The 23,372-nt window shown below is 73.5% G+C and carries 26 protein-coding genes; 9 read left to right on the forward strand and 17 right to left on the reverse strand.

All coding sequences use genetic code 11. From position 1 onward, the window contains the following. Positions 1-25: 25 nt before the first annotated feature. Both AB0F68_RS03720 and AB0F68_RS03725 read left to right on the forward strand, forming a co-directional pair. A complete protein-coding gene (locus AB0F68_RS03720) occupies positions 26-775 on the forward strand; it encodes a beta-phosphoglucomutase family hydrolase (RefSeq protein ID WP_357332763.1) in 750 nt (249 codons plus the stop codon). Continuing rightward, the gene (locus AB0F68_RS03725; protein ID WP_357332765.1) at positions 772-3,144 is read left to right on the forward strand and encodes a glycosyl hydrolase family 65 protein; all 2,373 of its coding nucleotides are present in this window, start codon (positions 772-774) and stop codon (positions 3,142-3,144) included. Before AB0F68_RS03720 ends, AB0F68_RS03725 begins: the two co-directional genes overlap by 4 nt. Positions 3,145-3,192: 48 nt before the next feature. Here AB0F68_RS03725 and AB0F68_RS03730 read toward each other — a convergent pair whose 3' ends face one another. From AB0F68_RS03730 to AB0F68_RS03740, 3 genes are all read right to left on the reverse strand, one after another. Next, positions 3,193-3,372, reverse strand: coding sequence for a hypothetical protein (locus tag AB0F68_RS03730; RefSeq protein WP_357332767.1), 180 nt, complete (start codon positions 3,370-3,372; stop codon positions 3,193-3,195). A 61-nt stretch (positions 3,373-3,433) separates the two neighbouring features. Further along, a complete protein-coding gene (gene trxA, locus AB0F68_RS03735) occupies positions 3,434-3,781 on the reverse strand; it encodes a thioredoxin (RefSeq protein ID WP_357332769.1) in 348 nt (115 codons plus the stop codon). After that, the gene (locus AB0F68_RS03740) at positions 3,751-4,143 is read right to left on the reverse strand and encodes a MerR family transcriptional regulator (protein ID WP_091260961.1); all 393 of its coding nucleotides are present in this window, start codon (positions 4,141-4,143) and stop codon (positions 3,751-3,753) included. Before AB0F68_RS03740 ends, trxA begins: the two co-directional genes overlap by 31 nt. A 179-nt stretch (positions 4,144-4,322) precedes the next feature. On the opposite strand from AB0F68_RS03740, the gene AB0F68_RS03745 reads away from it, so the two are divergent. Further along, complete coding sequence (locus tag AB0F68_RS03745; protein WP_357332772.1) at positions 4,323-4,985, forward strand: dienelactone hydrolase family protein; 663 nt, start codon at positions 4,323-4,325, stop codon at positions 4,983-4,985. A gap of 12 nt (positions 4,986-4,997) precedes the next feature. Here AB0F68_RS03745 and AB0F68_RS03750 read toward each other — a convergent pair whose 3' ends face one another. Next, complete coding sequence (locus AB0F68_RS03750) at positions 4,998-6,101, reverse strand: AI-2E family transporter (protein ID WP_357332773.1); 1,104 nt, start codon at positions 6,099-6,101, stop codon at positions 4,998-5,000. 129 nt (positions 6,102-6,230) lie between these two features. Between AB0F68_RS03750 and AB0F68_RS03755 the strand changes: the two genes are divergently transcribed. The 3 genes from AB0F68_RS03755 (at position 6,231) to AB0F68_RS03765 (ending at position 8,062) form a co-directional block, all read left to right on the forward strand. Continuing rightward, positions 6,231-6,413, forward strand: coding sequence for an antitoxin (locus AB0F68_RS03755; RefSeq protein ID WP_357332775.1), 183 nt, complete (start codon positions 6,231-6,233; stop codon positions 6,411-6,413). 184 nt (positions 6,414-6,597) lie between these two features. After that, the gene (locus AB0F68_RS03760; protein WP_357332777.1) at positions 6,598-7,803 is read left to right on the forward strand and encodes a cytochrome P450; all 1,206 of its coding nucleotides are present in this window, start codon (positions 6,598-6,600) and stop codon (positions 7,801-7,803) included. Between the two features lie 25 nt (positions 7,804-7,828). Continuing rightward, the gene (locus AB0F68_RS03765; RefSeq protein WP_357332779.1) at positions 7,829-8,062 is read left to right on the forward strand and encodes a ferredoxin; all 234 of its coding nucleotides are present in this window, start codon (positions 7,829-7,831) and stop codon (positions 8,060-8,062) included. Here the strand turns inward: AB0F68_RS03765 and AB0F68_RS03770 are convergent, their stop codons facing one another. Then, positions 8,063-8,965 carry an SMP-30/gluconolactonase/LRE family protein gene (locus tag AB0F68_RS03770; protein ID WP_357332781.1) on the reverse strand — a complete coding sequence of 301 codons (903 nt, stop codon included), beginning with the start codon at positions 8,963-8,965 and terminating at the stop codon, positions 8,063-8,065. Between the two features lie 96 nt (positions 8,966-9,061). On the opposite strand from AB0F68_RS03770, the gene AB0F68_RS03775 reads away from it, so the two are divergent. Next, the gene (locus tag AB0F68_RS03775) at positions 9,062-9,517 is read left to right on the forward strand and encodes an Lrp/AsnC family transcriptional regulator (protein WP_357332783.1); all 456 of its coding nucleotides are present in this window, start codon (positions 9,062-9,064) and stop codon (positions 9,515-9,517) included. A 55-nt stretch (positions 9,518-9,572) separates the two neighbouring features. Here AB0F68_RS03775 and AB0F68_RS03780 read toward each other — a convergent pair whose 3' ends face one another. Continuing rightward, a complete protein-coding gene (locus tag AB0F68_RS03780; protein WP_357332784.1) occupies positions 9,573-10,166 on the reverse strand; it encodes a hemerythrin domain-containing protein in 594 nt (197 codons plus the stop codon). A 207-nt stretch (positions 10,167-10,373) separates the two neighbouring features. Between AB0F68_RS03780 and AB0F68_RS03785 the strand changes: the two genes are divergently transcribed. Next, positions 10,374-11,636 carry an alkaline phosphatase gene (locus AB0F68_RS03785; protein ID WP_357332785.1) on the forward strand — a complete coding sequence of 421 codons (1,263 nt, stop codon included), beginning with the start codon at positions 10,374-10,376 and terminating at the stop codon, positions 11,634-11,636. Between the two features lie 50 nt (positions 11,637-11,686). Here AB0F68_RS03785 and AB0F68_RS03790 read toward each other — a convergent pair whose 3' ends face one another. From AB0F68_RS03790 to eccB, 9 genes are all read right to left on the reverse strand, one after another. Beyond that, a complete protein-coding gene (locus AB0F68_RS03790) occupies positions 11,687-12,358 on the reverse strand; it encodes an HAD-IA family hydrolase (protein ID WP_357332786.1) in 672 nt (223 codons plus the stop codon). A gap of 87 nt (positions 12,359-12,445) precedes the next feature. Continuing rightward, positions 12,446-13,096 (reverse strand): C39 family peptidase, encoded by a 651-nt coding sequence (locus AB0F68_RS03795; RefSeq protein WP_357332787.1) that lies wholly within the window; start codon positions 13,094-13,096, stop codon positions 12,446-12,448. A gap of 265 nt (positions 13,097-13,361) precedes the next feature. Then, positions 13,362-13,781: a TIGR03618 family F420-dependent PPOX class oxidoreductase gene (locus AB0F68_RS03800; RefSeq protein WP_357332789.1), complete on the reverse strand. Its 420-nt coding sequence runs from the start codon at positions 13,779-13,781 to the stop codon at positions 13,362-13,364. Positions 13,782-13,830: 49 nt separating this feature from the next. Further along, complete coding sequence (locus tag AB0F68_RS03805; protein ID WP_357332791.1) at positions 13,831-14,172, reverse strand: YkvA family protein; 342 nt, start codon at positions 14,170-14,172, stop codon at positions 13,831-13,833. Positions 14,173-14,213: 41 nt separating this feature from the next. After that, positions 14,214-15,050 carry a hypothetical protein gene (locus AB0F68_RS03810; RefSeq protein ID WP_357332792.1) on the reverse strand — a complete coding sequence of 279 codons (837 nt, stop codon included), beginning with the start codon at positions 15,048-15,050 and terminating at the stop codon, positions 14,214-14,216. 131 nt (positions 15,051-15,181) lie between these two features. After that, positions 15,182-15,607, reverse strand: a complete 426-nt coding sequence (locus AB0F68_RS03815; RefSeq protein WP_357332793.1) for a hypothetical protein — start codon at positions 15,605-15,607, stop codon at positions 15,182-15,184. 196 nt (positions 15,608-15,803) lie between these two features. Continuing rightward, complete coding sequence (locus AB0F68_RS03820) at positions 15,804-17,060, reverse strand: WXG100 family type VII secretion target (protein WP_357332794.1); 1,257 nt, start codon at positions 17,058-17,060, stop codon at positions 15,804-15,806. After that, on the reverse strand, positions 17,053-17,424 hold the full coding sequence (locus tag AB0F68_RS03825; RefSeq protein ID WP_357332795.1) for a hypothetical protein: 372 nt from the start codon (positions 17,422-17,424) through the stop codon (positions 17,053-17,055). The genes AB0F68_RS03820 and AB0F68_RS03825 overlap by 8 nt, the downstream gene beginning before the upstream one ends. Positions 17,425-17,540: 116 nt before the next feature. Next, a complete protein-coding gene (eccB, locus tag AB0F68_RS03830; RefSeq protein ID WP_357332796.1) occupies positions 17,541-19,001 on the reverse strand; it encodes a type VII secretion protein EccB in 1,461 nt (486 codons plus the stop codon). A 161-nt stretch (positions 19,002-19,162) separates the two neighbouring features. Between eccB and AB0F68_RS03835 the strand changes: the two genes are divergently transcribed. Next, a complete protein-coding gene (locus AB0F68_RS03835; protein WP_357332797.1) occupies positions 19,163-20,335 on the forward strand; it encodes a type VII secretion protein EccE in 1,173 nt (390 codons plus the stop codon). Here AB0F68_RS03835 and eccD read toward each other — a convergent pair. Both eccD and AB0F68_RS03845 read right to left on the reverse strand, forming a co-directional pair. Then, the gene (eccD, locus tag AB0F68_RS03840; RefSeq protein ID WP_357332798.1) at positions 20,319-21,716 is read right to left on the reverse strand and encodes a type VII secretion integral membrane protein EccD; all 1,398 of its coding nucleotides are present in this window, start codon (positions 21,714-21,716) and stop codon (positions 20,319-20,321) included. The two genes, AB0F68_RS03835 and eccD, sit on opposite strands and share 17 nt — an antisense overlap. 16 nt (positions 21,717-21,732) lie before the next feature. Beyond that, on the reverse strand, positions 21,733-23,142 hold the full coding sequence (locus AB0F68_RS03845; protein WP_357332893.1) for a transposase: 1,410 nt from the start codon (positions 23,140-23,142) through the stop codon (positions 21,733-21,735). Between the last annotated feature and the right edge of the window lie 230 nt (positions 23,143-23,372).

Raw genomic sequence — 23,372 nt, forward strand, 5'->3', positions numbered from 1 at the left:
CCGGTGCCATGGATAGATTCAGACAATGCTGGGCCTACCCGCTCACGTGACCGCCTGTCTCTTCGACCTCGACGGTGTGCTCACGCAGACCGCCAAGGTGCACAACGCCGCCTGGACCGAGACCTTCAACGCGTTCCTGCAGGCACGCGCGGCGGTCACCGGCGAGCCGTTCCGCCCGTTCGACCCCGGCCCGGACTACAACCGGTACGTGGACGGAAAACCGCGGGCCGACGGGGTGCGCTCCTTCCTGGCCTCGCGCGGGATCACCCTGCCCGAGGGCGCGCCGGACGACCCGCCCGAGGCGGAAACCGTCAACGGGGTGGGCAACCGGAAGAACGTCATCCTGCTCAAGCGGATCCACACCGACGGCGTCGAGGTCTACGAGGGCTCGGTGCGCTACCTGGAGGCGGCCGCCCGGGCCGGGCTGCGCCGGGCCGTGGTCTCAGCCAGCGCCAACTGCCGGGACGTGGTCGCCGCCGCCGGGCTGGACCCGCTGCTGGAGGCCCGGGTGGACGGGCTCGTCGCCCGCGAGCGCGGGCTGCGCGGCAAGCCGCACCCGGACACCTTCCTCGCCGGCGCGCAGTTGCTCGGGGTGGAGCCGGCGAACGCGGCCGTCTTCGAGGACGCGCTGGCCGGCGTCGCCGCCGGGAAGGCCGGCGGCTTCGGGTACGTGATCGGCGTCGACCGCGTCGGCCAGGCCGACGACCTGCGGGCGCACGGCGCCGACGTGGTGGTCACCGACCTGGCCGAGCTGCTCTCCGGGGTGCGCGCGTGATCCGGGAACGGGCGTACCCGGTCGAGCCGTGGCACGTCCGTGAGGTGCGGCTCGACATGGATGTGCTGGCCCAGTCCGAGTCGGTCTTCGCCCTCTCCAACGGCCACGTCGGGCTGCGCGGCAACCTCGACGAGGGCGAGCCGCACGGCCTGCCCGGCACCTACCTGAACTCCTTCTACGAGCTGCGCCCGCTGCCGTACGCGGAGGCCGGCTTCGGTTTCCCCGAGTCCGGGCAGACCATCGTCAACGTCAGCAACGGCAAGCTGCTCCGGCTGCTGGTCGACGACGAGCCGCTCGACGTCCGGTACGGCGAACTGCTCTCCCACGAGCGGGTCCTCGACCTGCGGGCCGGCACCCTCCACCGCGAGCTGCACTGGCGCTCGCCGGCCGGCCGGGACGTGAAGGTCCGCAGCACCCGGCTGGTGTCGTTCACCCAGCGGGCGGTCGCCGCGATCCACTACGAGGTCGAGGCGCTGGAGGGGCCGCTGCGGCTGATCCTCCAGTCCGAGCTGGTGGCCAACGAGACGCTGCCGCCGCAGAGCCGGGACCCCCGGGTGGCCGCCGTGCTCGAGTCGCCGTTGCAGGCCGAGGAGGAGCTGACCACCGACGACGGCGGGCTGCTCATCCACCGCACGAAGGTCAGCGGGCTGCGGGTCGCCGCCCAGATGGGGCACGACGTGGACGCCCCGGAGCGCATCAGCATCGAATCCGAGGGCTACGAGGACTGGGTCCGTACCACCATCGGGTGCGTGCTCAAGCCCGGCCAGAAGCTGCGGGTGGTCAAGTACCTGACGTACGGCTGGTCCAGCCGGCGGTCGCTGCCGGCGCTGCGCGACCAGGTTGGGGCGGCGCTGGCCGCGGCCCGGCTGGACGGGTGGGACGGGCTGCGCCGGGAGCAGCGGGAATACCTCGACGAGTTCTGGGACGCCGCCGACGTGCGGGTGGAGGGCGACCCGGAGGTGCAGCAGGCCGTCCGGTTCGGCCTCTTCCACGTGCTCCAGGCCGGCGCCCGCGCGGAACGCCGGCCGATCGCCGCCAAGGGCCTCACCGGCCCGGGGTACGACGGGCACGCGTTCTGGGACACCGAGATGTTCGTGCTGCCGGTGCTCACCTACACCCAGCCGGGCGCGGTACGGGACGCGCTCTACTGGCGCCACTCCACCCTCCCGCAGGCGCAGGAGCGGGCCCGGACGTTGAGCCTGGCGGGTGCCGCCTTCCCGTGGCGGACCATCGAGGGGCCGGAGTCGTCGGCGTACTGGCCCGCCGGGACGGCCGCGTTCCACATCGCCGCCGACATCGCCGACGCGCTGCGCCGCTACGTGCTCGTCACCGGCGACCGCACGGTGGAACAGGAGATCGGGCTGGAGCTGCTGGTCGAGACGGCCCGGCTGTGGCGGTCGCTCGGCCACCACGACCGCACCGGCCGGTTCCACATCGACGGGGTGACCGGCCCGGACGAGTACACCGCGGTCAAGAACGACAACGTCTACACCAACCTGATGGCGCAGCGGAACCTGCTCACCGCCGCCGAGTGCGCGATGCGCCACCGGGACCAGGCCCTCGACCTGGGCGTCACCGAGGAGGAGGCGGCCGCCTGGCGGGACGCGGCCCACGCCATGCACGTCCCGTACGACCGGGAGGTCGAGGTGCACGGGCAGGTGGAGGGCTTCACCCGGTTGCAGGAGTGGGACTTCGAGCACACCCCGCCGGAGAAGTACCCGCTGCTGCTGCACTACCCGTACTTCGACCTCTATCGGAAGCAGGTCGTCAAGCAGGCGGACCTGGTGCTCGCCATGCACTGGCGGGGCGACGCGTTCAGCGGCCCGGAGAAGATGCGCAACTTCAACTACTACGAGCGGCGCACCGTGCGGGACTCCTCGCTGAGCGCCTGCACCCAGGCGGTGATGGCGGCCGAGGTGGGTCACCCCGAGCTGGCCCACCGCTACCTGCGCGAGGCCGCGCTGATGGACCTGCACGATTTGAACGAGAACACCCGGGACGGGGTGCACATGGCCTCGCTGGCCGGGGCCTGGATCGCCCTGGTCGCCGGCTTCGGCGGCCTGCGCGACCACGACGGAACGCTCTCCTTCTCGCCCCGGCTCCCGAGCCGGCTCAGCCGGCTGGAGTTCTCCCTGCAGTGGCGTTCGATGCGGCTGCGGGTCGACGTCCGGCCGCACCAGACCACGTACTCGCTGCGCGACGGGGGGCCGGACACCGTGGTGGAGCTGCGCCACCACGCCGAGACGATTCGCGTCACCGCCGCCCAGCCGGTCACCGTGCCGGTGCCGCCGGCGCACCCGTCTGAGTCGCAGCCGGAGCAGCCGCCGGGCCGGGCGCCCCTGATGCACCTGCCGGAGAACCTGACCTGACCGAAGCCCCGGCCCGCGGGTGCGCGGACCGGGGCTTGCGGGCGTACGTCAGAACTGGCGGCCGTTGGACGGCCGGCCGCCGGCGTCGCGTGGCGCCGTCGCCCGCGCGTCGTCGGCGGTGCGGGCCACGGAGGCGCGGTCCGCCCAGTCCGACGAGCCCTTCAGCTCCTGTTTGCGGCGTTCCTGGTCGGTGAGCTCCTGCTCCTGGGACCTGTCCTGTTTCGCCATGACGATCCTCGCGATCGGTCGGGGTCCGTGGTCACCCCGCGCCTTCCCGATCCCGGCCGGCTCAACCGTCGAGGTGCCGGGCGAAGCTCAGCCGCAGGTGGTTCTTCGGCCGGGCGCCGACGATCGAGCCGACCACCTGGCCGTCCCGGAACACCAGCATCGTCGGCATCGACATCACCTGGTACGCCCGCGTGCTCTGGGGGTTCTCGTCCGAATTCACGGTGACGAAGCGCAGCGCGTCGCCGAACTCCTCGGCCAGCTCCGCCAGGTGCCTGGAGACCGGGCGGCAGGGCGGGCACCACTCCGCCCAGAAGTCGACCACCACCGGCCGGTCGGCGGCCAACACGGTTTCGGCGAAGGTCTCGTCGGTGACCGGGGTCAGTCGGCCCTGCTGCGTGTCCTGAGGCATGTTTCCTCCCGATGGGCGATCGCGCGGGCGAGCTGGTCGTGCAGCTGGTGGCGGACCGCGCCGAGCCGGTCGAGGTAGTCGTCCACCTCGGCGAGCTTGCGCCGCAGCACCGCCACCGAGTCGGGGCAGACGTCGCCGGAGCTGTTGCCGGCCCGCAGGCAGGCCACGAACGGCCGGATGTCGTCCAGCCCGAAGCCGACCGCCAGCAGCGCCCGGATCTCGTGCACGACGCGCAGCTCCGCCTCGTCGTAGACCCGGTAGCCGTTCGCCGACCGGCGCGGGCACACCAGCCCCTGGGACTCGTAGTACCGCAGGGTCCGGGTGCTCGTCCCGGCCCGCTCCGCCAACTCCCCGATCCGCATCCCACCCGCCCCACCAGGTTGCTCGCCCCTGACCGCCCAAACGCTAAACCTTGCCGCCGACGTCAAGGCAACCCTCACGCGCCCGGCCCCCACCCCGGTGTTCATGAGGTTGGCGGTGGGGGAGAACGGTTCTCATGATCACCGCGTCGGTGGGTATGAGCGGGGCGGAGGTGTGGGGTATGGGGGAGACGCGTGAGGTCTGGGTGCCCGTCGCGGACGGGGGTTTGCCGGCGGATGTGATCGTGCCGTCGGGGGCGGTGGGGGTGGTGTTGTTCGCGCACGGGAGCGGCAGTTCGCGGCACAGCCCGCGCAACGTCGCGGTGGCGCACGAGTTCAACGGGCGGGCGCTGGGCACGGTGCTGGTCGACCTGCTCACCCCGGAGGAGGACGAGCGGGACGCGGTCACCGCCGAGCTGCGCTTCGACATCGGGATGCTCGCCGAGCGGCTGGCCGCCATCGTCGACTGGATGGCCGCCGAGCCGACCCTGGGTCGGCTGCCGATCGGGCTCTTCGGCGCCAGCACCGGCGCGGCCGCCGCCCTGGTCGCCGCGGCGGCCCGGCCCGAGCAGGTCGGCGCCGTGGTGTCCCGCGGCGGCCGCCCGGACCTGGCGGGCAGTGCGCTCTCGGCGGTACGCGCCCCGACGCTGATGCTCGTCGGCGGGCTGGACGAGCAGGTGATCGTGCTCAACGAGCAGGCCCGGGCGAAGCTGGGCGACATCGCCGAGCTGCGGATCGTGCCCGGCGCCACCCACCTCTTCGAGGAGCCGGGCACCCTGGAGCAGGTGGCCGACCAGGCCGGGACCTGGTTCATCACCCACCTGCGCCAGCCTCACCCGGCCTGACCGCGAGCCGGGTCAGCCGGGCAGGGCGGCGCGGTGGCGTTGCACGGTGTCCAGCACGCGCCAGGTGACCGCGGCGATCGGCACCGAGACGAACGCGCCGGCGATGCCGGCGATCAGCGTGCCGGCGGTGACCACCACCAGGATGATCGCCGGGTGCAGCTGCACCTGCCGCTTCATCACCAGCGGCTCCAGCAGGTTGCCCTCGATCTGCTGCACGGCGATCACCGCGGCGAGGGTGAGCAGGGCGGTCGTGGGGCCGTTGGCGGCCAGGGCGACGAGCACGGCGATCGCGCCGGCCACGGTGGCGCCGATGATCGGCACGAACCCGCCGAGGAAGGTGATCAGCGCGAGCGGCAGGGCCAGCGGTACGCGGAGCACCACCAGCGCCAACCCGATGCCGAGGGCGTCGATCGCCGCGATGATCATGGTGCCCCGGCTGTACGCGCCGAGCGTCCGCCAGCCGGCCCGGCCTGCCTCGGCGGCCAGGTCGCGGCGTGGTCCGGTCATCCGGCCCAGCACCCAGTGCCACATCGACCGGCCGTCCTTGAGCAGGAAGAAGAGCAGCACCAGGGCGAGCAGGATCGAGCCGGCGACCTCGGCGGCCGTCCGCGCCCCGGCGACCGGGTCGGGGGCGCTGCCGCTCAGCCCGCTCCGGATCTGCTCGATCTGGCGGTCGAGCTGTTCGTCGGTGACCGGCAGGCTGGAGGTGACGAAGTCGCGGCTGCGCTCCAGGCCCTGTTCGAGCTGCTGGCTCAGCTCGCTGAACTGGCTCGCCGTCAGGTTCCACACCAGCACCCCGACGCCGACCAGGACGCCGAGCAGCAGCAGGACGCTGAGCAGGGCGGCGAGCGCCCGTGGCACCCGGAGCCGGCGCAGCCGGAGCAGCACCGGGTCGAGCAGCGCGGCGAGGAAGAGCGTGCCGGCCAGCGCCACGGCCAGCGGCGCCAGCAGCACCGCGATCTTCCCGAGCAGCCAGAGCGCGGCGATGACCACCACGAGGCAGGCGCTCCAGGTGACGGCCGTCCGCACCGGCCAGGGCAGGCCCGCCCAGGTCTGCCGCGGTCCCGCCGCCCGGTTCCGCTCCGCCGATTCCGGCGTTCCAGCGTCCTCGTCCACGTCGCCTCCTCGATCGTGGCCGTTGGTACCCGACGCACGCGAATCCGACACCCGGGCGGCCTTCGGACGTGGCGCGTTTGTGCCTCCGGCGCCAGGGAAGGCACTCACGGTATCGAAGGGAGAACCGGCATGAGCGACTTCACGGACAAGGCCAAGGACTTGGCCGACAAGCACGACAAGCAGGTCGACCAGGGGATCGAAAAGGGCGGCGACATGGCCGACAAACGAACCGAGGGCAAGTACGACGAGAAGATCGACAAGGGCGTCGACATGGCGCAGCAGCGGACCGGCGAGGGCGACACCGGCCGCTGACCGCGCCGCGATCCCGGGCCGTCCCGCGTGGGTGGCCCGGGATCGTCGTGTCGGGACCGGAACAGTCCTCTGGTTTCCATCGACCGATCTCGCTACCATCCGCAGTCGGGGCATGACTCAGCGTCGAGTCGTGCGGAGTCGACCCGCACCGCCCGCGGTGCCGTGGACGAGAGCGAGCCAGCCGGTGACCGACACTTCCGAGGCGACCATCCCGCAGCGCTACCCGTTCAACGCCCCTGTCCAGCTCGACCTGGACGCCCGCTACGCCGAGCTGCGCGAGCAGCCGCTGGTCCGGGTCCAACTGCCCTACGGCGAGCCCGCCTGGCTGGCCACCCGGCACGCCGACGTGAAGACGGTGCTCGGCGACCCCCGGTTCAGCCGGGCCGCGTCGGTCGGTCGCGACGAACCCCGGAACACGCCGCGCCAGCAGGAGACCGGCATCCTCTCGATGGAGCCGCCGGAGCACACCCGGCTGCGCCGGCTGGTGGCGAAGGCGTTCACCGCGCGCCGGGTGGAGGAGCTGCGCCCGCGTACCCGGGCGGTGGCCGACGAGCTGGTCGACGGGCTGCTGGCCGCCGGGCCGCCCGCCGACCTGGTGGCGCACCTCGCCACCCCGCTGCCGATCCGGGTGATCTGCGACCTGCTCGGCGTGCCGGTGTCCGATCAGGACAGGTTCCACACCTGGTCCGAGGCGATAGTCTCGACCACCTCGCTGGATCCCGGGCTGGCGCAGCACTACCTCGACAGCCTGCTCGCCTACATGGGCGGGCTGATCGCCCGGCGCCGGGTCGAACCCACCGACGACCTGCTCAGTGCCATGGCCCGGGCCCGCGACGAGAACGCCGACCGGCTCACCGAGCAGGAGATGGTCACCCTCGCCGCCGGGCTGCTCGCCGCCGGCCACGAGACCACCGTGACCCAGATCCCCAACATGGTGTACGTCCTGCTCACCACCCCCGGCGCCTGGGACACCCTGCGGGACCGGCCGGAGCTGGTGCCGGGCGCCGTCGAGGAGCTGATGCGGTTCATCCCGCTGGGCGCGACGGCCGCCTTCCCCCGCTACGCCACCGAGGACGTCGAGTTGGGCGGAGTGCTGGTCCGGGCGGGCGAGCCGGTGGTGGTCTCCATCCCGGCGGCCAACCGGGACGGCGCGGTCTTCGCCGACGCCGACCGGCTGGACCTGACCCGGGCGGTCAACCCGCACCTCGGCTTCGGCCACGGCGTGCACCACTGCGTCGGCGCGCAGTTGGCCCGGATGGAGTTGCGGGTGGTGCTGGAGACCCTGCTCGACCGGGCGCCCGGGCTCCGGCTCGCCGTGCCGGTGCAGGAGCTGACCTGGAAGAGCGGCCTGCTGGTGCGGGGCCTGGTGGCGATGCCGGTGGCCTGGTGAGCCGGGCCGGGACGGGGGAGCAAGCGTGAGCGGGGAGATGGAGTGGCGGCTGCACGTCGACCCCACCCGGTGCATCGGGTCCGGGATCTGCGCCGGCGTGGCGCCGCAGCACTTCGTGCTGGTCGACGGGCTGTCGCGGCCGGTGGCCGAGCGGATCACCGCCGACGAGTCGGTGCTGGACGCGGCCGAGTCCTGCCCGCTGGAGGCGATCGTGGTGTCCGACGTGGACGGCCTCCGGCGGATCGCCCCGGAGGAGTGATCACCAGCCCGGGTAGCGCGCCCCGTTGACGTTGACCCGCAGGCTGAACAGCGAACTGGAGGCGCAGATGAAGAGCTGGTTGCGCTTCGGGCCGCCGAAGGTGAAGTTGGCGACCACCTCCGGCAGGTGCAGCTTGCCGAGCAGCGTGCCGTCCGGGTCGAAGCAGTGCAGCCCGTCGTGCGCGGCCACCCAGACCCGGCCGGCGTCGTCGAGGCGTACCCCGTCGAAGGAGCCGGCGTCGCAGGTGGCGAAGACCTCGCCGCCGCGCAGTGCGCCGCCCTCGGTCACCGCGAACCGGCGCAGGTGCCTGGCCCGGGTGTCGACCACGTAGAGCAGGGACTCGTCGGGGCTGAACGCCAGCCCGTTCGGCTGCCCGAAGTCGTCAGCTACCCGGTGCACCTCGCCGTCGTGCGGGTCGATCCGGTAGACGTGGTTGCCGCCGATCTCGCTCTCGGCCCGGTGACCCTCGTAGTCGCTGTCGATGCCGTAGCTCGGGTCGGTGAACCAGATCGAGCCGTCGGAGTGTTCGACCACGTCGTTCGGGCTGTTCAGCCGCTGGCCGCGCCAGCGCTCGGCGAGCACCGTGTCGGTGCCGTCGGCCTCGGTCCGGGTGACCCGCCGCCGCCCCTGCTCGCAGCTCACCAGCCGCCCGCGTCGGTCGACGGTGTGCCCGTTGGCGTAGCCGGCCGGCTGGCGGAACACTCCGACCGCCCCGGTGGTCTCGTCCCAGCGCAGCAGCCGGTCGTTGGGGATGTCGCTGAAGACCAGATAGCGCCCGGCGGAGAACCAGGCCGGCCCCTCCAGCCAACGGCCCCCGGTCCAGAGGCACTCCGTCCACTCGTCGCCGTTGACCCGGCGGAACCGCTCGTCCCGCACCTCGAAACGCGTCCTGAACCGATCCACGCTGACCGCCTCCACCTGTGACTGAGGTTCGGCAAGACGCTAACATGGCCGAACGACATTCAGTGACGAGGTAGAACACCTGACGGAGGCGCGGACGTGGACGACGTGGACCGGAAGCTGATCGCGGCGCTGCAACACGACGCCACCCAGTCGTACGCGGCGCTGGCCGGGGCGGTCGGGCTTTCCACCGGGGCGGTACACGAACGGGTGCGCAAGCTGCGCGAGCAGGGGGTGGTCCGGCGGACCACGGTGGACGTCGACCCGGCCGCGGTCGGCCGGGGCGTGCTGGCGTTCGTGCTGGTGGAGGCGAACGCCTGGATGGGCGACCGGTCCACCCGGGACGCGCTCGCCGCGCTGCCCGAGGTGGAGGAGGCGCACGTGATCGCCGGCCCCGCCTCGCTGCTCGTGAAGATCCGGGTCGGCACACCCGAGCAGCTCCAGGCCAGCCTGCGCCGGCTGTTCCAGGTGGAGGGCGTGACCGGCACGCAGACCGTGGTGGTGCTGGAGAGCTTCTTCGAGCGCCCGCTCGACCCGTACCCGCAAACACCCTGACACCCGGCGGCGGCCACGCCCCCCGCGCCGGGAGCGTGGCCGCCGCGGTCGGTGGTCAGGACTTCTCGCGCAGCTCCTTCATCGAGGTGGGCCGGCCGCTGAGCGCGTCGCGCATCCGGTCGACCAGGCCGGTGCCCGGGGCGAGCAGCCTGTTCGCCGGCGGGTGGTCCGGGGCGGCCGGGTGCGGCCGGGTCGGCGCCGACTTCTTCGCCGCCTCCACCTTGCCGGCCAGCTCGACCAGCTCCTCCCGGGCACAGGCCGCGCGGAGCCGGGGGAAGAGGTCGTTCTCCTCGTCCTGGACGTGGTGCCGGATGGTCGCGGTCAGCTTGCCCAGCAGCTCGTCGAAGCGCGGGTCGGAGGGGTCGAGCGACTCCAGTGCCTTCATGGTCCGCTCGGCGTCGGCGTGCTCGGCGATCTCGTGCTCGGCGAGCTGGTCGCCGTCGGGGAGGGACTTGCGGGCGGCCGGGTAGACGTAGGCCTCCTCGGCCACGGCGTGTCGGACCAGCTCGGCGATCACCACATCGGCGAGCTGCCGCCGGTGCTCCGGGGTGCCCTGCCGGCTCTCCAGCTCGACGAAGATCGCCTCGACCTCGTGGTGGTCGGTCATCAGGACGTCGACGACGTCCCGTTCCGTCTGTACGTCGGTCATCTCGGTGGCCCCTTACCGGTGGGTTGCGGAACGGCTTGCCTGGCCCACTACCCCGGTGCGGTCGGCCCAACCAGCCGAAATGCCGTTGCCCCGGGCGACAAGAGTCCCGGCAACGGCCGTCCTCCGTTAATCTGCCGGTCAGCTGTTCGGCCTGTGCCTGCGGTTGCGTGATGGCCGCCAAGCGTTCCATCCGCCAGGAGGACACCCGTGACATTCCGTTCCCGCCGCTGGCTGCTCGCCCCCGTCGTCGCCGGGGCGGTGGCCGCCGCCGGACTGAGCCTGGCCAACCCGATCACCGCCGCCGACGCCGGCGCGGCGAAGGGCGAGGCCCGCAACGTCATCTTCATCAACGGCGACGGCATGGCCGCCGCCCAGCGCGAGGCGGCCCGCCTCTACCTGGCCGGTCTCGACGGCCAGCTCGCCATGGACAAGCTGCCGTACTCGGGCCAGCTCACCACCAGCCCGCACGACCCGAAGACGCCGATCACCGACTCGGCCGCGGCGGCGACCGCCTGGGCCACCGGCGAGAAGACCTACAACGGCGCGATCAGCGTCGACGTGGACGGCAACCCGCTGCCCACCCTCGGCGCCCAGGCCAAGGCGGCCGGCAAGGCCACCGGCCTGGTCACCACGGCCCAGGTCACCGACGCCAGCCCGGCGGCCTTCTTCGCCAACACCGCCGACCGCTCGGTCCAGGACGAGATCGCCCGGCAGTACCTGGAGGTCACCCGGCCGGACGTGATCCTGGGCGGCGGCGAGGACTGGTGGCTGCCGGCCGGCAACGCCGGCGCGTACCCGGACCAGCCGGCCCAGGACCCGTCCGAGGCCAGCAAGGGCACCAAGGGCGACCTGGTCGCCGAGGCGAAGGCCAAGGGCTACCAGTACGTCTCCACCGCCGCCCAGCTCCAGGCCGCCAAGGGCGGCAAGCTGCTCGGCCTCTTCGGCAACGAGGAGCTGTTCCAGCAGCGGCCCGAGGACCAGGGCGACGTCTACGCCCCGCCGGCCAGCCTGGCCACGATGACCGAGAAGGCGCTGTCGACGCTGTCGACGAACAAGAAGGGCTTCTTCCTCCTGGTCGAGGAGGAGGGCATCGACGAGTTCGCCCACGACAACAACGGCACCCGGATGCTCCAGGCGCTCGGCGAGCTGGAGAAGGCCGTGGCGGTGGCACGCAACTACGCGGCCGGCCACCCGGACACCCTGGTCGTGGTGACCGGCGACCACGAGTGCGGCGGGCTGACCGTCGAGGACACCGCCACCACCGACGAGTCCGGTGACGGCATCTCGGCCGAGGACGGGCCGTTCCCGATCAAGGGCAGCGCCCAGACCTTCAACCTCGACTGGACCACCAGCGGCCACACCGGCGCCGACGTCCCGGTGACCGCATACGGCCCGCTGGCCGAGCAGTTCACCGGCAAGCACCCGAACACGCACGTGCACGACGTGCTGTCGCAGATCCTCACCCGCTGATCCCGGCGCCCGGCGCCCTCCCGTCCCCGTGGCGGGAGGGCGTCGCCGGGTCAGCGCCCGCGGGCCGGCTCGCGGAGCAGGTCGGGCAGTTCGCCCAGGGCGGTCAGCTCACGGCCGACCCAGGCCGGGTCGCTGTCGTTGTGCTCGGTGGTGCGGACCACCGTCATGCCGACCGCCGCCGCGCCGGCCAACTCGCCGTCCGCGCCGTCGCCCACGAAGACGCACTCGCTCGGTGCGACGCCGAGGCGCTCGGCCGCCAGCCGATAGATCGCCGGGTCGGGTTTGGCCAGGCCCACGTCGCTGGAGAAGACCGCCACGTCGAACCGGCGGGCCAGGTCGGTCGACGGCCACGCCTCGGCGGTCTCCGCGGTGGCGTTGCTGACCAGGCCGATCGGGTGACCGTCGGCGCGCAGCGCGTCCAGCACCGCGAGGGTCGCCGGCGGGACCCCGTCCAGCAGCCGACCGGCCAGCTCCCGGCGGTGCGCCGCCGCCCGGAGCACCTGCTCCTTGGTGGGCGCGCCGCCGAGCCGGCCGGCCAGGATGCGCACCGTCTCCGCGGCGTCCCAGCGGGTCATCCGGTCCCGCCAGGTGGCGTGGTACGCCTCGACCAGTGCGGCCGGCTCCACCCCCACCATCAGCGCCATCTCGCCGACCACGCGGTCCCGCTCCGGGTCGCCGCCGGGCACCAGGGTGTGGAACAGGTCGAAGATCACCGGACGCACGGTCCAGACTCTAGCGGGGCCGGGGACCGGACGGACGCCGAAAGGGCCGGCCTCCCCGCTCGGGGGAGACCGGCCCTGCGCGCTCGGTCAGGAGCTGTAACCGCGGCCGGCGATCCAGTTGGCCAGCTCGGTCACGTCCATCCAGTACGTCGGCTCGTTCGGGCTGGCCGGGTCGGCGATCAGCACCGTGTTGCCGTCGTCCTTGTACTGCACCACGGTCACGTAGTGGCCGGGGTAGCTGTGCTCGACACCGTCGATGTCCAGCGCGCCGCCCAGGATGTTGGCGACGACCGGCCGACCCTGGTCCACGGCGGCCTTGACGTCCGCCCGCAGGCGCTCGACCTGCTCCTTGGTGGCCGCGTCGTCCCGGATCTCGGTCGTCTTGTACTTGCCACCGGTGTACTCGTTGAGCACCCGGGTGATGTCGATGGCCGAGTCGGTGCCGTTCTCGGTGGTGCCCAGCTTGGCGGCCAGCTCGTCCTGGCTGACCTCCTTGCCCTCCGCCGACAGGGCGATCCGGGTCGAGGCCGGGCCGCAGTAGAAGAAGTTCGGCTGCGGCTCGTACTGGTAGCCGGCGCTGCGCTCGCCCTTGCCCTTGCCCTTGGCGGCGGCCGGCGGCGCCTTCGGACCGGCCTGCGCCGGTGCGGCGTGTGCCGCCACGGCCGGGCCGGCGACGATGCCACCGGACATGCACAGGCCGGCGACGGACAGCATGCTCTTGCGGAAGATCGAGTTCATGTCGAAGCTCCATTCGGGGGTTGACGTCTCCGGATGGGAGACGCTGCACCGGGAGTGGCGCTCGGCGTGCTCTCGGGGTTTCTGGTGCGCTCCAGGGCGCAGGCCCCGCTCGCTCACCGGGGCGGCGGGACTGCCGCCCGCACGCTCGTATCGCTCGTACGGGAGGTGCAACGGCCCGTTGCCGGCCCCGATTTCCGCGGGTGGCCCCCGTCACCGCGGAACCGGACATCTGGCGCAGCCGGTGACCGACGATGTGACAGCTGGGTCAGGTGGGGGCGGGGAGGCTGCCGAGGAGGCGGGTCACGGCGATCTCGATGACCACCCGCTGCGGGTTGGGACGCGGGGTGCGGTAGCGCTCGGCGTACCGCCGCTCGGCCTCGGCCACCGCCTCCGGGTCGCGGCGCAGCACCGCCCGGCCCTCCACGGTCAGCCACCAGCGGCCGTCGAGCTGGCAGACCGCCACGGGCGTGCCCGCCGGGCCGGCCGCGGCGACGTGCCGGGCCTTGGCCGAGGCGCCGGAGGTGATCACGCGGGCCAGGCCGGCCTCCGCGTCGAAGGTGACCCCCACCGGTACGACGTGCGGGGTCCCGTCGGCACGCAGGGTGGTCAGCGTGGCGAGGTGCCGCTCCCGGAAGAACCGGGCGACCCGCTCGTCGTGTGGGTCCAGCCGGTGGTCGCCCGCCATGTCCCGTCCTCGCTGCCCTGAGCCGGGCCGACCGCCGGCCCCGCGCCGATCATGACACGGGGCGGCGCAGCCGGTCCGGCCCCGGCGGGGAGTCCGACCCGTCGGGCAGCCCGCGCTGCGCGGCCCGGTGCTTCGCGGCCAGCCGGCCCAGGTAGATCAGCGCGCCGGCCAGCACGCCCATGTCGTCCAGGTAGATCGGGTCGGGAAGCACGTCCACCGGCAGGATCGTGTAGATCAGCGCGCCGTAGAAGGCGACCTTGCCGCCGACCCCGAGCGCGCCGAGCATGCGGCGGGTGCGGACCACCCGGACGGCGAGGACCACCGCCCCGACCAGCGTCGCCAGCGCGGCGACGGCGGCGAGCACGACGAGTATCCAGGCTTCACGGGACACGTGTTCACGCTAACCGAACCCGGCCAGCTCCGCCGGAGGCGTCAGTACGCCGGAACCGCCGCCCGGCCCCGGGCCACCGGGGTCAGGTCGCGGGTCGTCTCGGCGGCCCGGGCCGGGGCCGACAGCTCCCGGGTGATCTCCGGTCCGGTCAGGTCCACGAGGGACAGCGACGACTGCGGCGCGGTGGCCGGGCGGGTCGCCACGTACGCCTCGTCACGCAGGCTGCGCGCGGCGGCGGCGGCCAGCTCCGCGGCCCTCCAGGCGGCCTGCTCCCGCTCCCGGGCGGCCTGCTGCCGGGCCCGGAGGTTGTCCCGGACCAGCCGGCGCAGCAGCAGTTCCTGCTCCACCGGGTGCCGGCTCGGATCCCAGCCCCGGTGGCCGAGGATGTCGCTGAGCTGCTCCACGGTGATCTCCTTGCGCCACTGGGCGTCCAGCGCCGCCCGGTGCAGCCAGCGCTCCCGGTCCACGTACTCGGCGGGGGTCCGGGCGGTCCGGGGCAGGGGCAGCGCCGCGGCGGCGGCCAGCCGGCGGACGTCCTCCTCGGCCGCCTCGTACGCCCGCCACGCCTCCTCGACCTCCTCCTGGGCGGCCAGCCACTCGGCCCGGCGCCGCTCGGCGGTCGTCGCCGCCCGGGACGCGGCCACCGCCACCTCCTGCGCGTACCGGGCCTGCTCCCGGGCCTGCTCGCGGGCCTGCTCGGCCAGTTCGATGCTGCTCGGCCGGGCGGCCTCGCTGATCCGGTCGCCGAACACCGACCGGAACCGGTTCGGGCGGACGATCAGGGCGGCGACCACGACGGCCGCCACGGCGAGCAGGGCCAGCCAGATCACGGCGGCCCGGGGAACGTCGGGCAGGACGGTGGAGAAGACGGTCTGCATCACCAGCACCTCGTGGTGGAACGGTCGGAGTCAACGGTCGGGGCCCGGCGGAGGGCGGTGGGTCGCGGCGGCACTCCACGGGGTGTGCGGCAGGGCGCGGTCGAGCGGGGCGTACCCGGGGGGCGGCGCGGTCAGGCGCGCGGCGGACCGCGGCGGGCGATGGCGGCCCCGCCGGGGTCGGCGACGACCACGACGTCCCGGCTCGCGACCGGTGCGGCGGCGTCGGCCGTGGCCCGGTGCGACGGCCCGGCGGGGGCCGGCGCGGTGAGCGGGTGCCGGAGGGGCGAGTCCGCGGCCGGCGCGGCGGCGGGCCCGACGCGGAAACCCTCGGCGACCCGCCGGCCGGCCGGCCCGACGTCGACGGAGGTGGCGGTCGGGGCGTCGACCCGGAGGTCGACGGCCGTGCGGGCAGTCGCGGCCGAATGCAGGTGGTCGGCGCCCGGGATCGCGGCCGGGCCGGTGAATCCGGCGATGAGCGCGAGAGCGGTCACCGCCGTGCGGGCGATCCTGCGCAGCGTGGCCGTCCAGAGGGACGGGGCGAACGCTACGGGCGGCACCGTTTCAACCTATCGGTCAGTTCGGCATCGTGCAGCTCGACGATCTCCCCGGTCGACGTGACCCGTCCCACGATTCGCTGTGGACGGACTCGTCCGCACCGGCACCCTCCACCTGCCGGGAGTGCGGTCGACCCCCGCCCGACGCGAAACGGCGCGGCGCCCCCGGTGGGGACGCCGCGCCGTCGTCAGCCTGCGGTCAGTTGCCGCCGAGCACCGGCGGCGGGGCCGTCTCGCCGTCGGACCAGACCATCTCGTCCTCGGTCAGCCAGGTCAGCCGACCGTCGGACTCGTCGTCCTCGCCGCCGCGCGCGCCGAGGGCCCCGTTGCGGCCGGCCATGGCGGGCCGCCCGGTGGTGCCGCTCTTTCCGGTGGAGCGGCCCTCCGTCTCGACGGTCACGCCCCGCCCGGAGGCGAGGCGGCCGGTGCCGGCGGCCGACCGGCCCTCGGCGCCGAGCCCGCCCACCCGGCCGGAGCCCGCCGAGCCGCCGCCGGCCAGCGACCCGGTGCCGAGCACACCCGGCATGCCGTAGAGGGAGTTGCCGCCGCCACCCGGCAGGGTCGGGCTGGTGCCGCCGAGCCCGGGGCCGCCCGCCAGGCCGGTCGTCGGGCCGGGGACGGTCAGCGGGCCGGCCCCGGCGAGCGAGGTGCCGGTGGGCTCGACGGTGCTGCCCGAGCCGATGGTGCCCGGGGTGCCCGCGCCGGGCTGGCCGGCCGTGCCGCCGCCCGTCGTGTCGCCGCCCACCATGCCGCTGCCCGGGGCGGTGTGGTGCACGCCCGAGGTGGTCGCGGTGCCGTTCGTCGCGGGACCGAAGCTGCCGACACCCGGCCCGGCCGACGGCGTGCTCACCGACGGGCCGCTCCGCAGCGTCGGGTCCGTCGGGTCGCCGTGATCCGGAAGCCCCGAGTCCGGCGGCTCCGGCACGACGATCCGGCCGTACGCCGAGAAGTCGTAGCCCTCGGCCAGCTTGGCGACGACCTGCACCATTCGCTGGTGCGCCTTCTCCTGCTCGGCCTTGTCCTGCTCGTGGCCGACGATGCCGCCGACCAGCGCGCCCGGCAGGCCGCCGACCAGGAAGCCCTTCCCGGCGCCGGAGAGCAGCTTGTCGTTGTCGTCGGTCTCCTCGGGGCTCTCCGCCTTCGCCTTGGCGGTGCGCAGCTCGCTGGCCATCATGTCGAGCGCCTGCCGGATGCCCGTCATGCCCTCGGCCAGGTTGCCGGAGTAGTCGGCGACGAGGTTGAGCCGGCGGTGGAACTCCCGGGCGGCGTCACCCGACCAGGTCTTCAGCAGCGCGTCCAGGTCGGCGGTCAGGTCGCGGCCGAGGTCGTCGAGGGTGCCCTTCAGCGAGGTCCACTGGGCGCTGAGCCCGTCGATCTGCTTCGGGTCGCCGGCGTTGACACCCTGGTAGAGCTCCTTGTGGCTGACGTGCTCGTAGCGCTGGGTGTATTCAGACACGCGGATCCTCTCCCTTCGGCTTCATCGCCTCGGTCAGCCCGGAGAGGGCGGCGACGATGTCGGCCGCGGCGGCGGCGTTGCGTGCCTCGGCGGTCCGGTAGTTCGTCATGATCGTCTTGGTGGCCTTCTGGGCGGCCACGATCGCCCGCCGCAACCGCTCGACGTGGTTGACGTAGCTCTGGTGCGTCTCGGAGTAGCGACGCGCGTTGTCGTTGGCGTCGGTGAACGTGCCGAGTGCCGGCGGCCGGCACTGCATCTCGGTGTTGAGCTTCTTCAACACCGACTCGGCCTCGCTCAGCCTGCGCTCGAGCCGCTGGTGGAAGTCCTCCAAGGACAGTACGTCTACTGTCGTGCGCCCGGTCATGGCTGCATCCCCGTAGTCATCGTCGAGAACCGTTGGCCACGTTCAGGTTAGTCGAACCGGGCCAACCGGGGCGACCCGTCATCCGGCCGATCCACTTCGGACCTTGCCCGCACCGCTCATCCGCCCTGCGCCGGGGCGGCATCGCCCGGGCCGGGCGTCGCGCCACCGCCGGCCGCCGCACCCGGATCGAAGTGGTTCATCGCCTCCGCGCGCTCCAGGGTCGGCCCGGTCGGCACCAGCGCCAGCAGGGACGCGGGCACCGCGAGCGGGGTCACCTCCCCGTAGCCGAGGGCGCTCTTCGCGTCGCCGGAGGCGGTGCCGAGCGGGTAGCGGACCCCCTGCGCGGTGATCAGGTAGACCGTCGAGCCGGCCGCGGGCTTGCCGCTCTCCCCGGCGGTGGCCTGCACCAGCACGCCCTTGCCGCCGGGCAGCAGCACGCTCTCCGCGGTGCGGACCGCGTCCCGGCTGCTCTGCCGCGCCGGCACCCCGGTCGCCGCGGTCAGCTCGGCCGGCGGCTGGTCGAAGACCTCCAGCGTGGTGGTCGGCTGGCCGGCCGGCCCGGAGCGGTACGTGGCGCAGAGCACCGTCCGCCCGGCGCGGACCTCGTGCAGGGTGGGCAGCCGGTCCGGCAGGCCCTCGGCCTCCAGCCGCTGGTCGGTGAGGAGCTGGCCGGCCTGGTCCGGCGTGATGTCGGTGACCTGGCCACCGCGGCCGAGCATCAGCAGCGCGGTCACCTCTCCGATCGCCACCAGGCCCTGCTTGGCCAGCACGTAGTACTGACCGGCGGCCCGGTAGACCTGGCCGACCCGGGCCGGGCGGTCGCCCACGGTCAGCCCGCTCGGGCCGCCCTCCCCGTCGATGGTCGCCTTGCGCAGCGCCGGACCGACCGGCAGCGCGTTGAGCAGTTGCTGCCCGACCGTGAGGGTGGCCGCGCCGGCCATCTTCAACGCCACCAGCGCCTGCTCGTCGCCGACCTGGAGCCGGGCGCCGCCGGTGAGCAGGTAGCGCGCGTCGTTCACCTTGACCAGGACCGCCCGGTCGGTGAGCGGGGTGCCGCCGGGCAGCGGCCGGTCGATCACCAGGCGGGTGGTGGAGCGCTCCGGGTCGTTCGGGTCGGGCACGTCGCACACCGACCAGGGGAGGCCCACCAGGGACTTCCTGTCCGGCACGTCGTCCGGTGCGCCCACGATGCCGACCGCCCCACCCCGGGGCCGGTCCCTGATCGAGGCCTGGGACATGGTGCGCACCGGCGCGGCGGCGTCGTTGAGGATGAGCCGGGCCGAGGCGTAGTTGAGCGTCGGGTGCAGCAGCTTGTCGTCGGCGAACACGTAGGTCGCGCCGGTCTCCCGCTCGATCACCAGGGTGTTCGGCTCCAGCGGGGCGGAGTTGCTGGTGAACTGCCCGTACGCGCCCGCGCCGCCGAGCACGACGGCGGCGGCGATGACGCTGCCGAACACCGCCATGCCGAGACGCCGCATCGGCAGGTCGTTGGTCTCCGGGTCGCCGGAGAGCAGCGCCGAGACGATCCGGCGGGTGACGAAGCGGTACGCCTGCACCTGATCGCGGCGGGTCCGCATGACTAACCTCCGGCAGGGGTGGGTCCGCGACGATCAGGTCCGAACTCCGCCGCGGGCTTCCCTACGATAAGGGGCCGTCGACGGTTCACCGGGACCCCGCCCGCCCCCCGGCGACGCACCGCACCGGCGGATGCCCAGGATGTCCAGAAGGGACGCTCGCGATGACCCAGGTCCAGGCGCCACCCGGTCTTACGGCCACCGCCCCCATCGTGCCGGCGGACCGACCGGTCACCCCGGCCGACAAGCGCCGGCACGGCCGGCTCGGCCCGGTGGTCGTCGGCCAGCTAGTCGTGCTGGAGTGCGCCGCGCTCGCCGTCTGGTTCGCCACCGGCGGCCCGTCCTGGCTGCTCCCCGTCGTCGGAGTGGTGGCGCTCCTGGCCGTGGTGGCCGCCTTCGCCCGCCGGGGCGGTCGCTGGTGGTACGAGGACCTCATGCTCCGCCGCCGGCTGCGCCGCCGCCGGGACCGGGCCCGGGGCGCGGCGCCGGCCGGCGACCCGCGGCTGGCCGCGCTGGCCCCGGAGCTGTCCGTCGTCGAGCTGACCGAACGCGGCACCCGGCTCGGCATCGGCCAGGACGACCGGGGCTGGTTCGCCGCGGTCGCGCTGACCGGCCCGCCCGGTGCGCCGGCCGGGTCGATCGAGGCGGCGACGGTGGACCGGGCGCTCGCGGTGCTCGCCGACTTCACCGGGCCGGTCACCCAGACCCAGGTCGTCTCGCACACCCTGGTCTGGTACCCGGCGCCCGGCGCGCCCCCGGCGGCCCACCGCACGGTCTGGGTGGCGCTGCGCCTGTCGATCGCCGACGCCCGCGCCGAGACGGTCAGCCGGGGCGGCGGCATGCGCGGCGTGCACCGCACGGTCGCGGCCGGCATCGGCCGGCTCGGCAAGGCGCTCAACGCCGCCGGGCTCGGCCACCGGGTGCTCAGCCGCGACGAGCTGCATGCCGCGGTGGTCTCCGGCGCCGGGCTCGACCTGGCCCCGGAGTCCCAGGTGGAGAGCTGGACCAGCCTGCGCGGCGGCGGCTGGACGCAGCGCTGCCTGGCCCTGCGGGTCCGCCCCAACGGCTCGCTGGGCGCGCTGGTGGACGCGGTGACCGCCACCTCCGCCCCGTCGCACACGGTCGCGGCCGTGGTGCTCCCCGGCGGCCGGCAGGTCCCGCCGCTGCTGCGGGTGGCGGCCATGGACGGCCACGCCGAGGCGCTGGTGAAGGTGGTCCGGGACGTGGCCCGCCGCTCCGGCGTGCCGGCCCGCCCGCTGGACGGCCAGCACGGCCCGGGCGTCTACGCCACCGCGCCGGTGGGCAGCGCCATGGGCACGGTCACGGCCGAAGGTTGACGATCCAGCCGTAGAGGCCGCAGACCCAGACGGCCAGCGGCACCAGGGCGACGATCAGCAGGATCTCGACGATGTCCAGGGTGCGTCCCCAGACCGGCGAGATCCGCTTGCCCGCGACGCTGAGCCCGTAGATCAGGCTGATCACGGTCACCACCAGCAGGCCGCCCAGGATCAGCCCGAGCCGGACCGGGAGCGAGCCGGCGCCGAAGGTGGCCGCGGCGGCCAGCCCGAGACCGAGGGTGCCGGCCAGGAGCACCGGGGTGCGCTGGCCGCGGCCGAGGAACGGGCGGGCCCGCAGCAGCGCCAGCAGGGCCAGCACCAGGCAGAGCAGCACCGCCGGCAGCCGGCCGTTGTCGGCGAGCACCAGCTCGCCGCCGAGCACCAGCACCGAGACCGTCCAGAGCAGGCCGGTGAGGAACGCGTCGGCCCGCTCGCTGTTGCGCAGCACCTGCGGGCCGTCCACCGACTCGGTGTCGCTCTTGAGGTCGTCCGGGCCGGTCGGGATCGACGGCACCGGCAGCCGGGCCAGCCGGTAGGAGATCATCGGCAGCGCGGGCAGGGCGCCGAACGCCACGGTCGCCACCACCGCCGCGGCGGCCGCCGCGCCGATGCTGAAGGCCAGGCAGAGCGCGGCGCCGAAGCCGACCGCCACGCCCACCCCGACCGCGCCGAGGAAGAGCGGCAGCCGGTCCCCGACGGCCAGCGCGGCGACCGCGCCGAAGAGCACCACCGCGGTCGCCGCGAGCAGCACGTGCGGGCTGGCCAGCTCGGTGAGCTTCCGGTCGCCGGCGAGCACCAGCAGGCCGCCGATCGCGGCGTAGCCGAGGCCGCCCATGGCCAGCACCGCGCCGGTCCGGCTGTCGCCGGCTGCCCGGGAGAGCACCGCGGCGCTGACCAGCAGCGCGACCGCGACCACCAGCGCGGCGAGCGCCCCGGGCAGCTGCGGCGGCCCGGCGAACAGCGCGGCCACCGCGCCGGCCGCCAGCGCCGCCCCGGCGAGCAGGACCGAGAACGCCCGGGTGGTGCCGACCTGCCAGACGCCGGCCCGCTGGTTGGTCGCGGTGGCGACCGCGTCCACCACGTCGTCGAAGACGATCTCGGGTGCGGCGGCGGCGCGCGGGTTGAAATAGAGCACCTCGCCGTCGCGGACGCCGAGCTGCGCGGCGGTACGGCCGCCGTCGAGCGGCTGCCCGCCGAGCCGGGACAGGCTCCAGCCGCCGTGCCGTACGCCCTCGTCGGCGAGGTCCTCGCCGGCGTAGCGCAGCAACGTGGGCAGCAGGTCGGCCAGCGGCACGTCGGACGGCAACGCCAGATCCATCCTGGTCCGCGGCGCCACGATGGTGATCCGGCTCAGTCCGCCGGTCGCGGTCTTCGTCGCCACTGTGGCCTGCTTCCTACTAGTCGCTCTTTGCTGAGCGGTTCGGATAATTCGCTCTCCGCTTGGCCGTCACCGAGCTGGAGTCCTGGACCGGCAGTCTGGTCCGGTGGCGATCGGTCCTATCCTTCAGGATCTGCTTCACCTTCTGGTACGGGGTATGCAGGGCGATGTCGGGGTCGCCAGCTCGCTGCAGGATGTTGATCGCGGCGTTCACATCGGCCTGCCACACCACCCCGCACGAGGTGCAGTGAAGCCGGTCGCCGCTGCGTCGGCCGAGCCGGCCGCAGCGGTGACAGGCTTGTGAGGTGTAGGCAGCGTTGACGTGGACGAGCGCAGAACCTCTGCGCTCCGACACGCTTGCCAGGGCCTCGGCGGTGACCCCTCGGGTCCACTCGGCAAGGCGCCGATTCATGTTCTTGCCGAGCGTCTTGCGCCCGGCGAAGCGTTTGGTGAGATCTTCGGCGACGACGGTGGCGGCCTTGTCCACGACCCGGTGCGCCGCGGTGAAGATCTCCGTGCGTACCCGCGCCCGGTGTTGGGCGGCCTGCCGATTCCGCTTCACGGTGCCGAGGTTGTTGGCCTTGATTCGGCACACTTTCGCATGGTCGCCACGCATTGCGGCGGTGTTCGCTATCGAGCGCAGCTTTGCCCGACGCCGCTTCCGCTCCTTCAACCGGTCGGACTCGCTGCTCAGGAGTTCGCCCAGCCGATCACCGTGGTGAGCGCCTTCGGAGTCGGTCAAGGCCTCGGTGTAGCCCTTGTCCACGCCGATTGTCTGGTCGCCGCAAGGCCGTTGTGACGACCTCATCTGTGAAGCGTCCATCTGGTAGTGCACCTCGACCCGGCCGCCGCGCAGGATCAGTCGCAGTGTGCCGGTCGGGGCGATGCTCGTGGACAAGGGGATCCTGGCCATCTGCCGACGCTTGAGGCCGGGAACTGCCAACCACATCCGGCCGTATCCGTCCAAGTAGCTGTTGTGCTGGTCGGCGCGCACCACAATCTGATCGTGCGTGCGGTTCTTCCCACGCCTCCAATGCTTGCGCAGCTGGCGAGTCAGAAAGGGGTCAGCAGCCCAACGGTTAGCCCTTAACGCGGCCAGTAGCCGTCTGCGCTCGCTTGGATCACTCCTGCTGCGAAAGACTGCCCGGCGCACATCGACCTTGGCCGCCTCCAGGTTCGCCGCGATGTCGCCCATCGCGTCGCGAACAGCTTCCTTCCAAGCATTTGCCAACACACCGAACTGCAGATGCGAACCGTCGGCCAACCATTGGTCGCGTACCTGCCGATCCCTCAAACCCGAACCGACACCGGCGACCGAGCCGTACAGCTGCCACACCTCGCTGCGTACCCGACCCAGCCGCCGGACCTGCTCCAGCAAGGCTGCGTACTTACCAGGGTTGAGGCCGGTGGAGTAAGCGATCCGGGTCACCTGCAACGGTCGCCCTCCAGGATCAGGCCCATCAAGTGAGTCCGTCTCAAAACGTCGCCTTCACCGCTCCACTTCAATGCCCGGCTGCAGCATCCTATGGACGTCGGCGTCGTCAAGCCCGCCCCGACAAGCCCTTTTGGGCGACAGACAGACGCAGGAGGGTCTGCGGCGAAAACCGATAACAAGTCGCCTCCTCGTGCTCGCCTACGATCCACCCGGGCCGCCCGCGC

Origin of the sequence: Micromonospora sp. NPDC023966 (assembly GCF_040639095.1) — a bacterium.
In the GTDB taxonomy this organism is placed as follows: domain Bacteria; phylum Actinomycetota; class Actinomycetes; order Mycobacteriales; family Micromonosporaceae; genus Micromonospora.

What these genes read in the sequence shown, in the direction of transcription:
- AB0F68_RS03720 (WP_357332763.1), top strand. Translation starts at nt 26, where the DNA reads ATGCTGGGCCTACCCGCTCACGTGACCGCCTGTCTCTTCGACCTCGAC.
- AB0F68_RS03730 (WP_357332767.1), bottom strand. Translation starts at nt 3,372, where the DNA reads ATGGCGAAACAGGACAGGTCCCAGGAGCAGGAGCTCACCGACCAGGAA.
- trxA (WP_357332769.1), bottom strand. Translation starts at nt 3,781, where the DNA reads ATGCCTCAGGACACGCAGCAGGGCCGACTGACCCCGGTCACCGACGAG.
- AB0F68_RS03740 (WP_091260961.1), bottom strand. Translation starts at nt 4,143, where the DNA reads ATGCGGATCGGGGAGTTGGCGGAGCGGGCCGGGACGAGCACCCGGACC.
- AB0F68_RS03745 (WP_357332772.1), top strand. Translation starts at nt 4,323, where the DNA reads ATGGGGGAGACGCGTGAGGTCTGGGTGCCCGTCGCGGACGGGGGTTTG.
- AB0F68_RS03755 (WP_357332775.1), top strand. Translation starts at nt 6,231, where the DNA reads ATGAGCGACTTCACGGACAAGGCCAAGGACTTGGCCGACAAGCACGAC.
- AB0F68_RS03780 (WP_357332784.1), bottom strand. Translation starts at nt 10,166, where the DNA reads ATGACCGACGTACAGACGGAACGGGACGTCGTCGACGTCCTGATGACC.
- AB0F68_RS03795 (WP_357332787.1), bottom strand. Translation starts at nt 13,096, where the DNA reads ATGAACTCGATCTTCCGCAAGAGCATGCTGTCCGTCGCCGGCCTGTGC.
- AB0F68_RS03800 (WP_357332789.1), bottom strand. Translation starts at nt 13,781, where the DNA reads ATGGCGGGCGACCACCGGCTGGACCCACACGACGAGCGGGTCGCCCGG.
- AB0F68_RS03810 (WP_357332792.1), bottom strand. Translation starts at nt 15,050, where the DNA reads ATGCAGACCGTCTTCTCCACCGTCCTGCCCGACGTTCCCCGGGCCGCC.
- AB0F68_RS03825 (WP_357332795.1), bottom strand. Translation starts at nt 17,424, where the DNA reads ATGACCGGGCGCACGACAGTAGACGTACTGTCCTTGGAGGACTTCCAC.
- eccB (WP_357332796.1), bottom strand. Translation starts at nt 19,001, where the DNA reads ATGCGGACCCGCCGCGATCAGGTGCAGGCGTACCGCTTCGTCACCCGC.
- AB0F68_RS03835 (WP_357332797.1), top strand. Translation starts at nt 19,163, where the DNA reads ATGACCCAGGTCCAGGCGCCACCCGGTCTTACGGCCACCGCCCCCATC.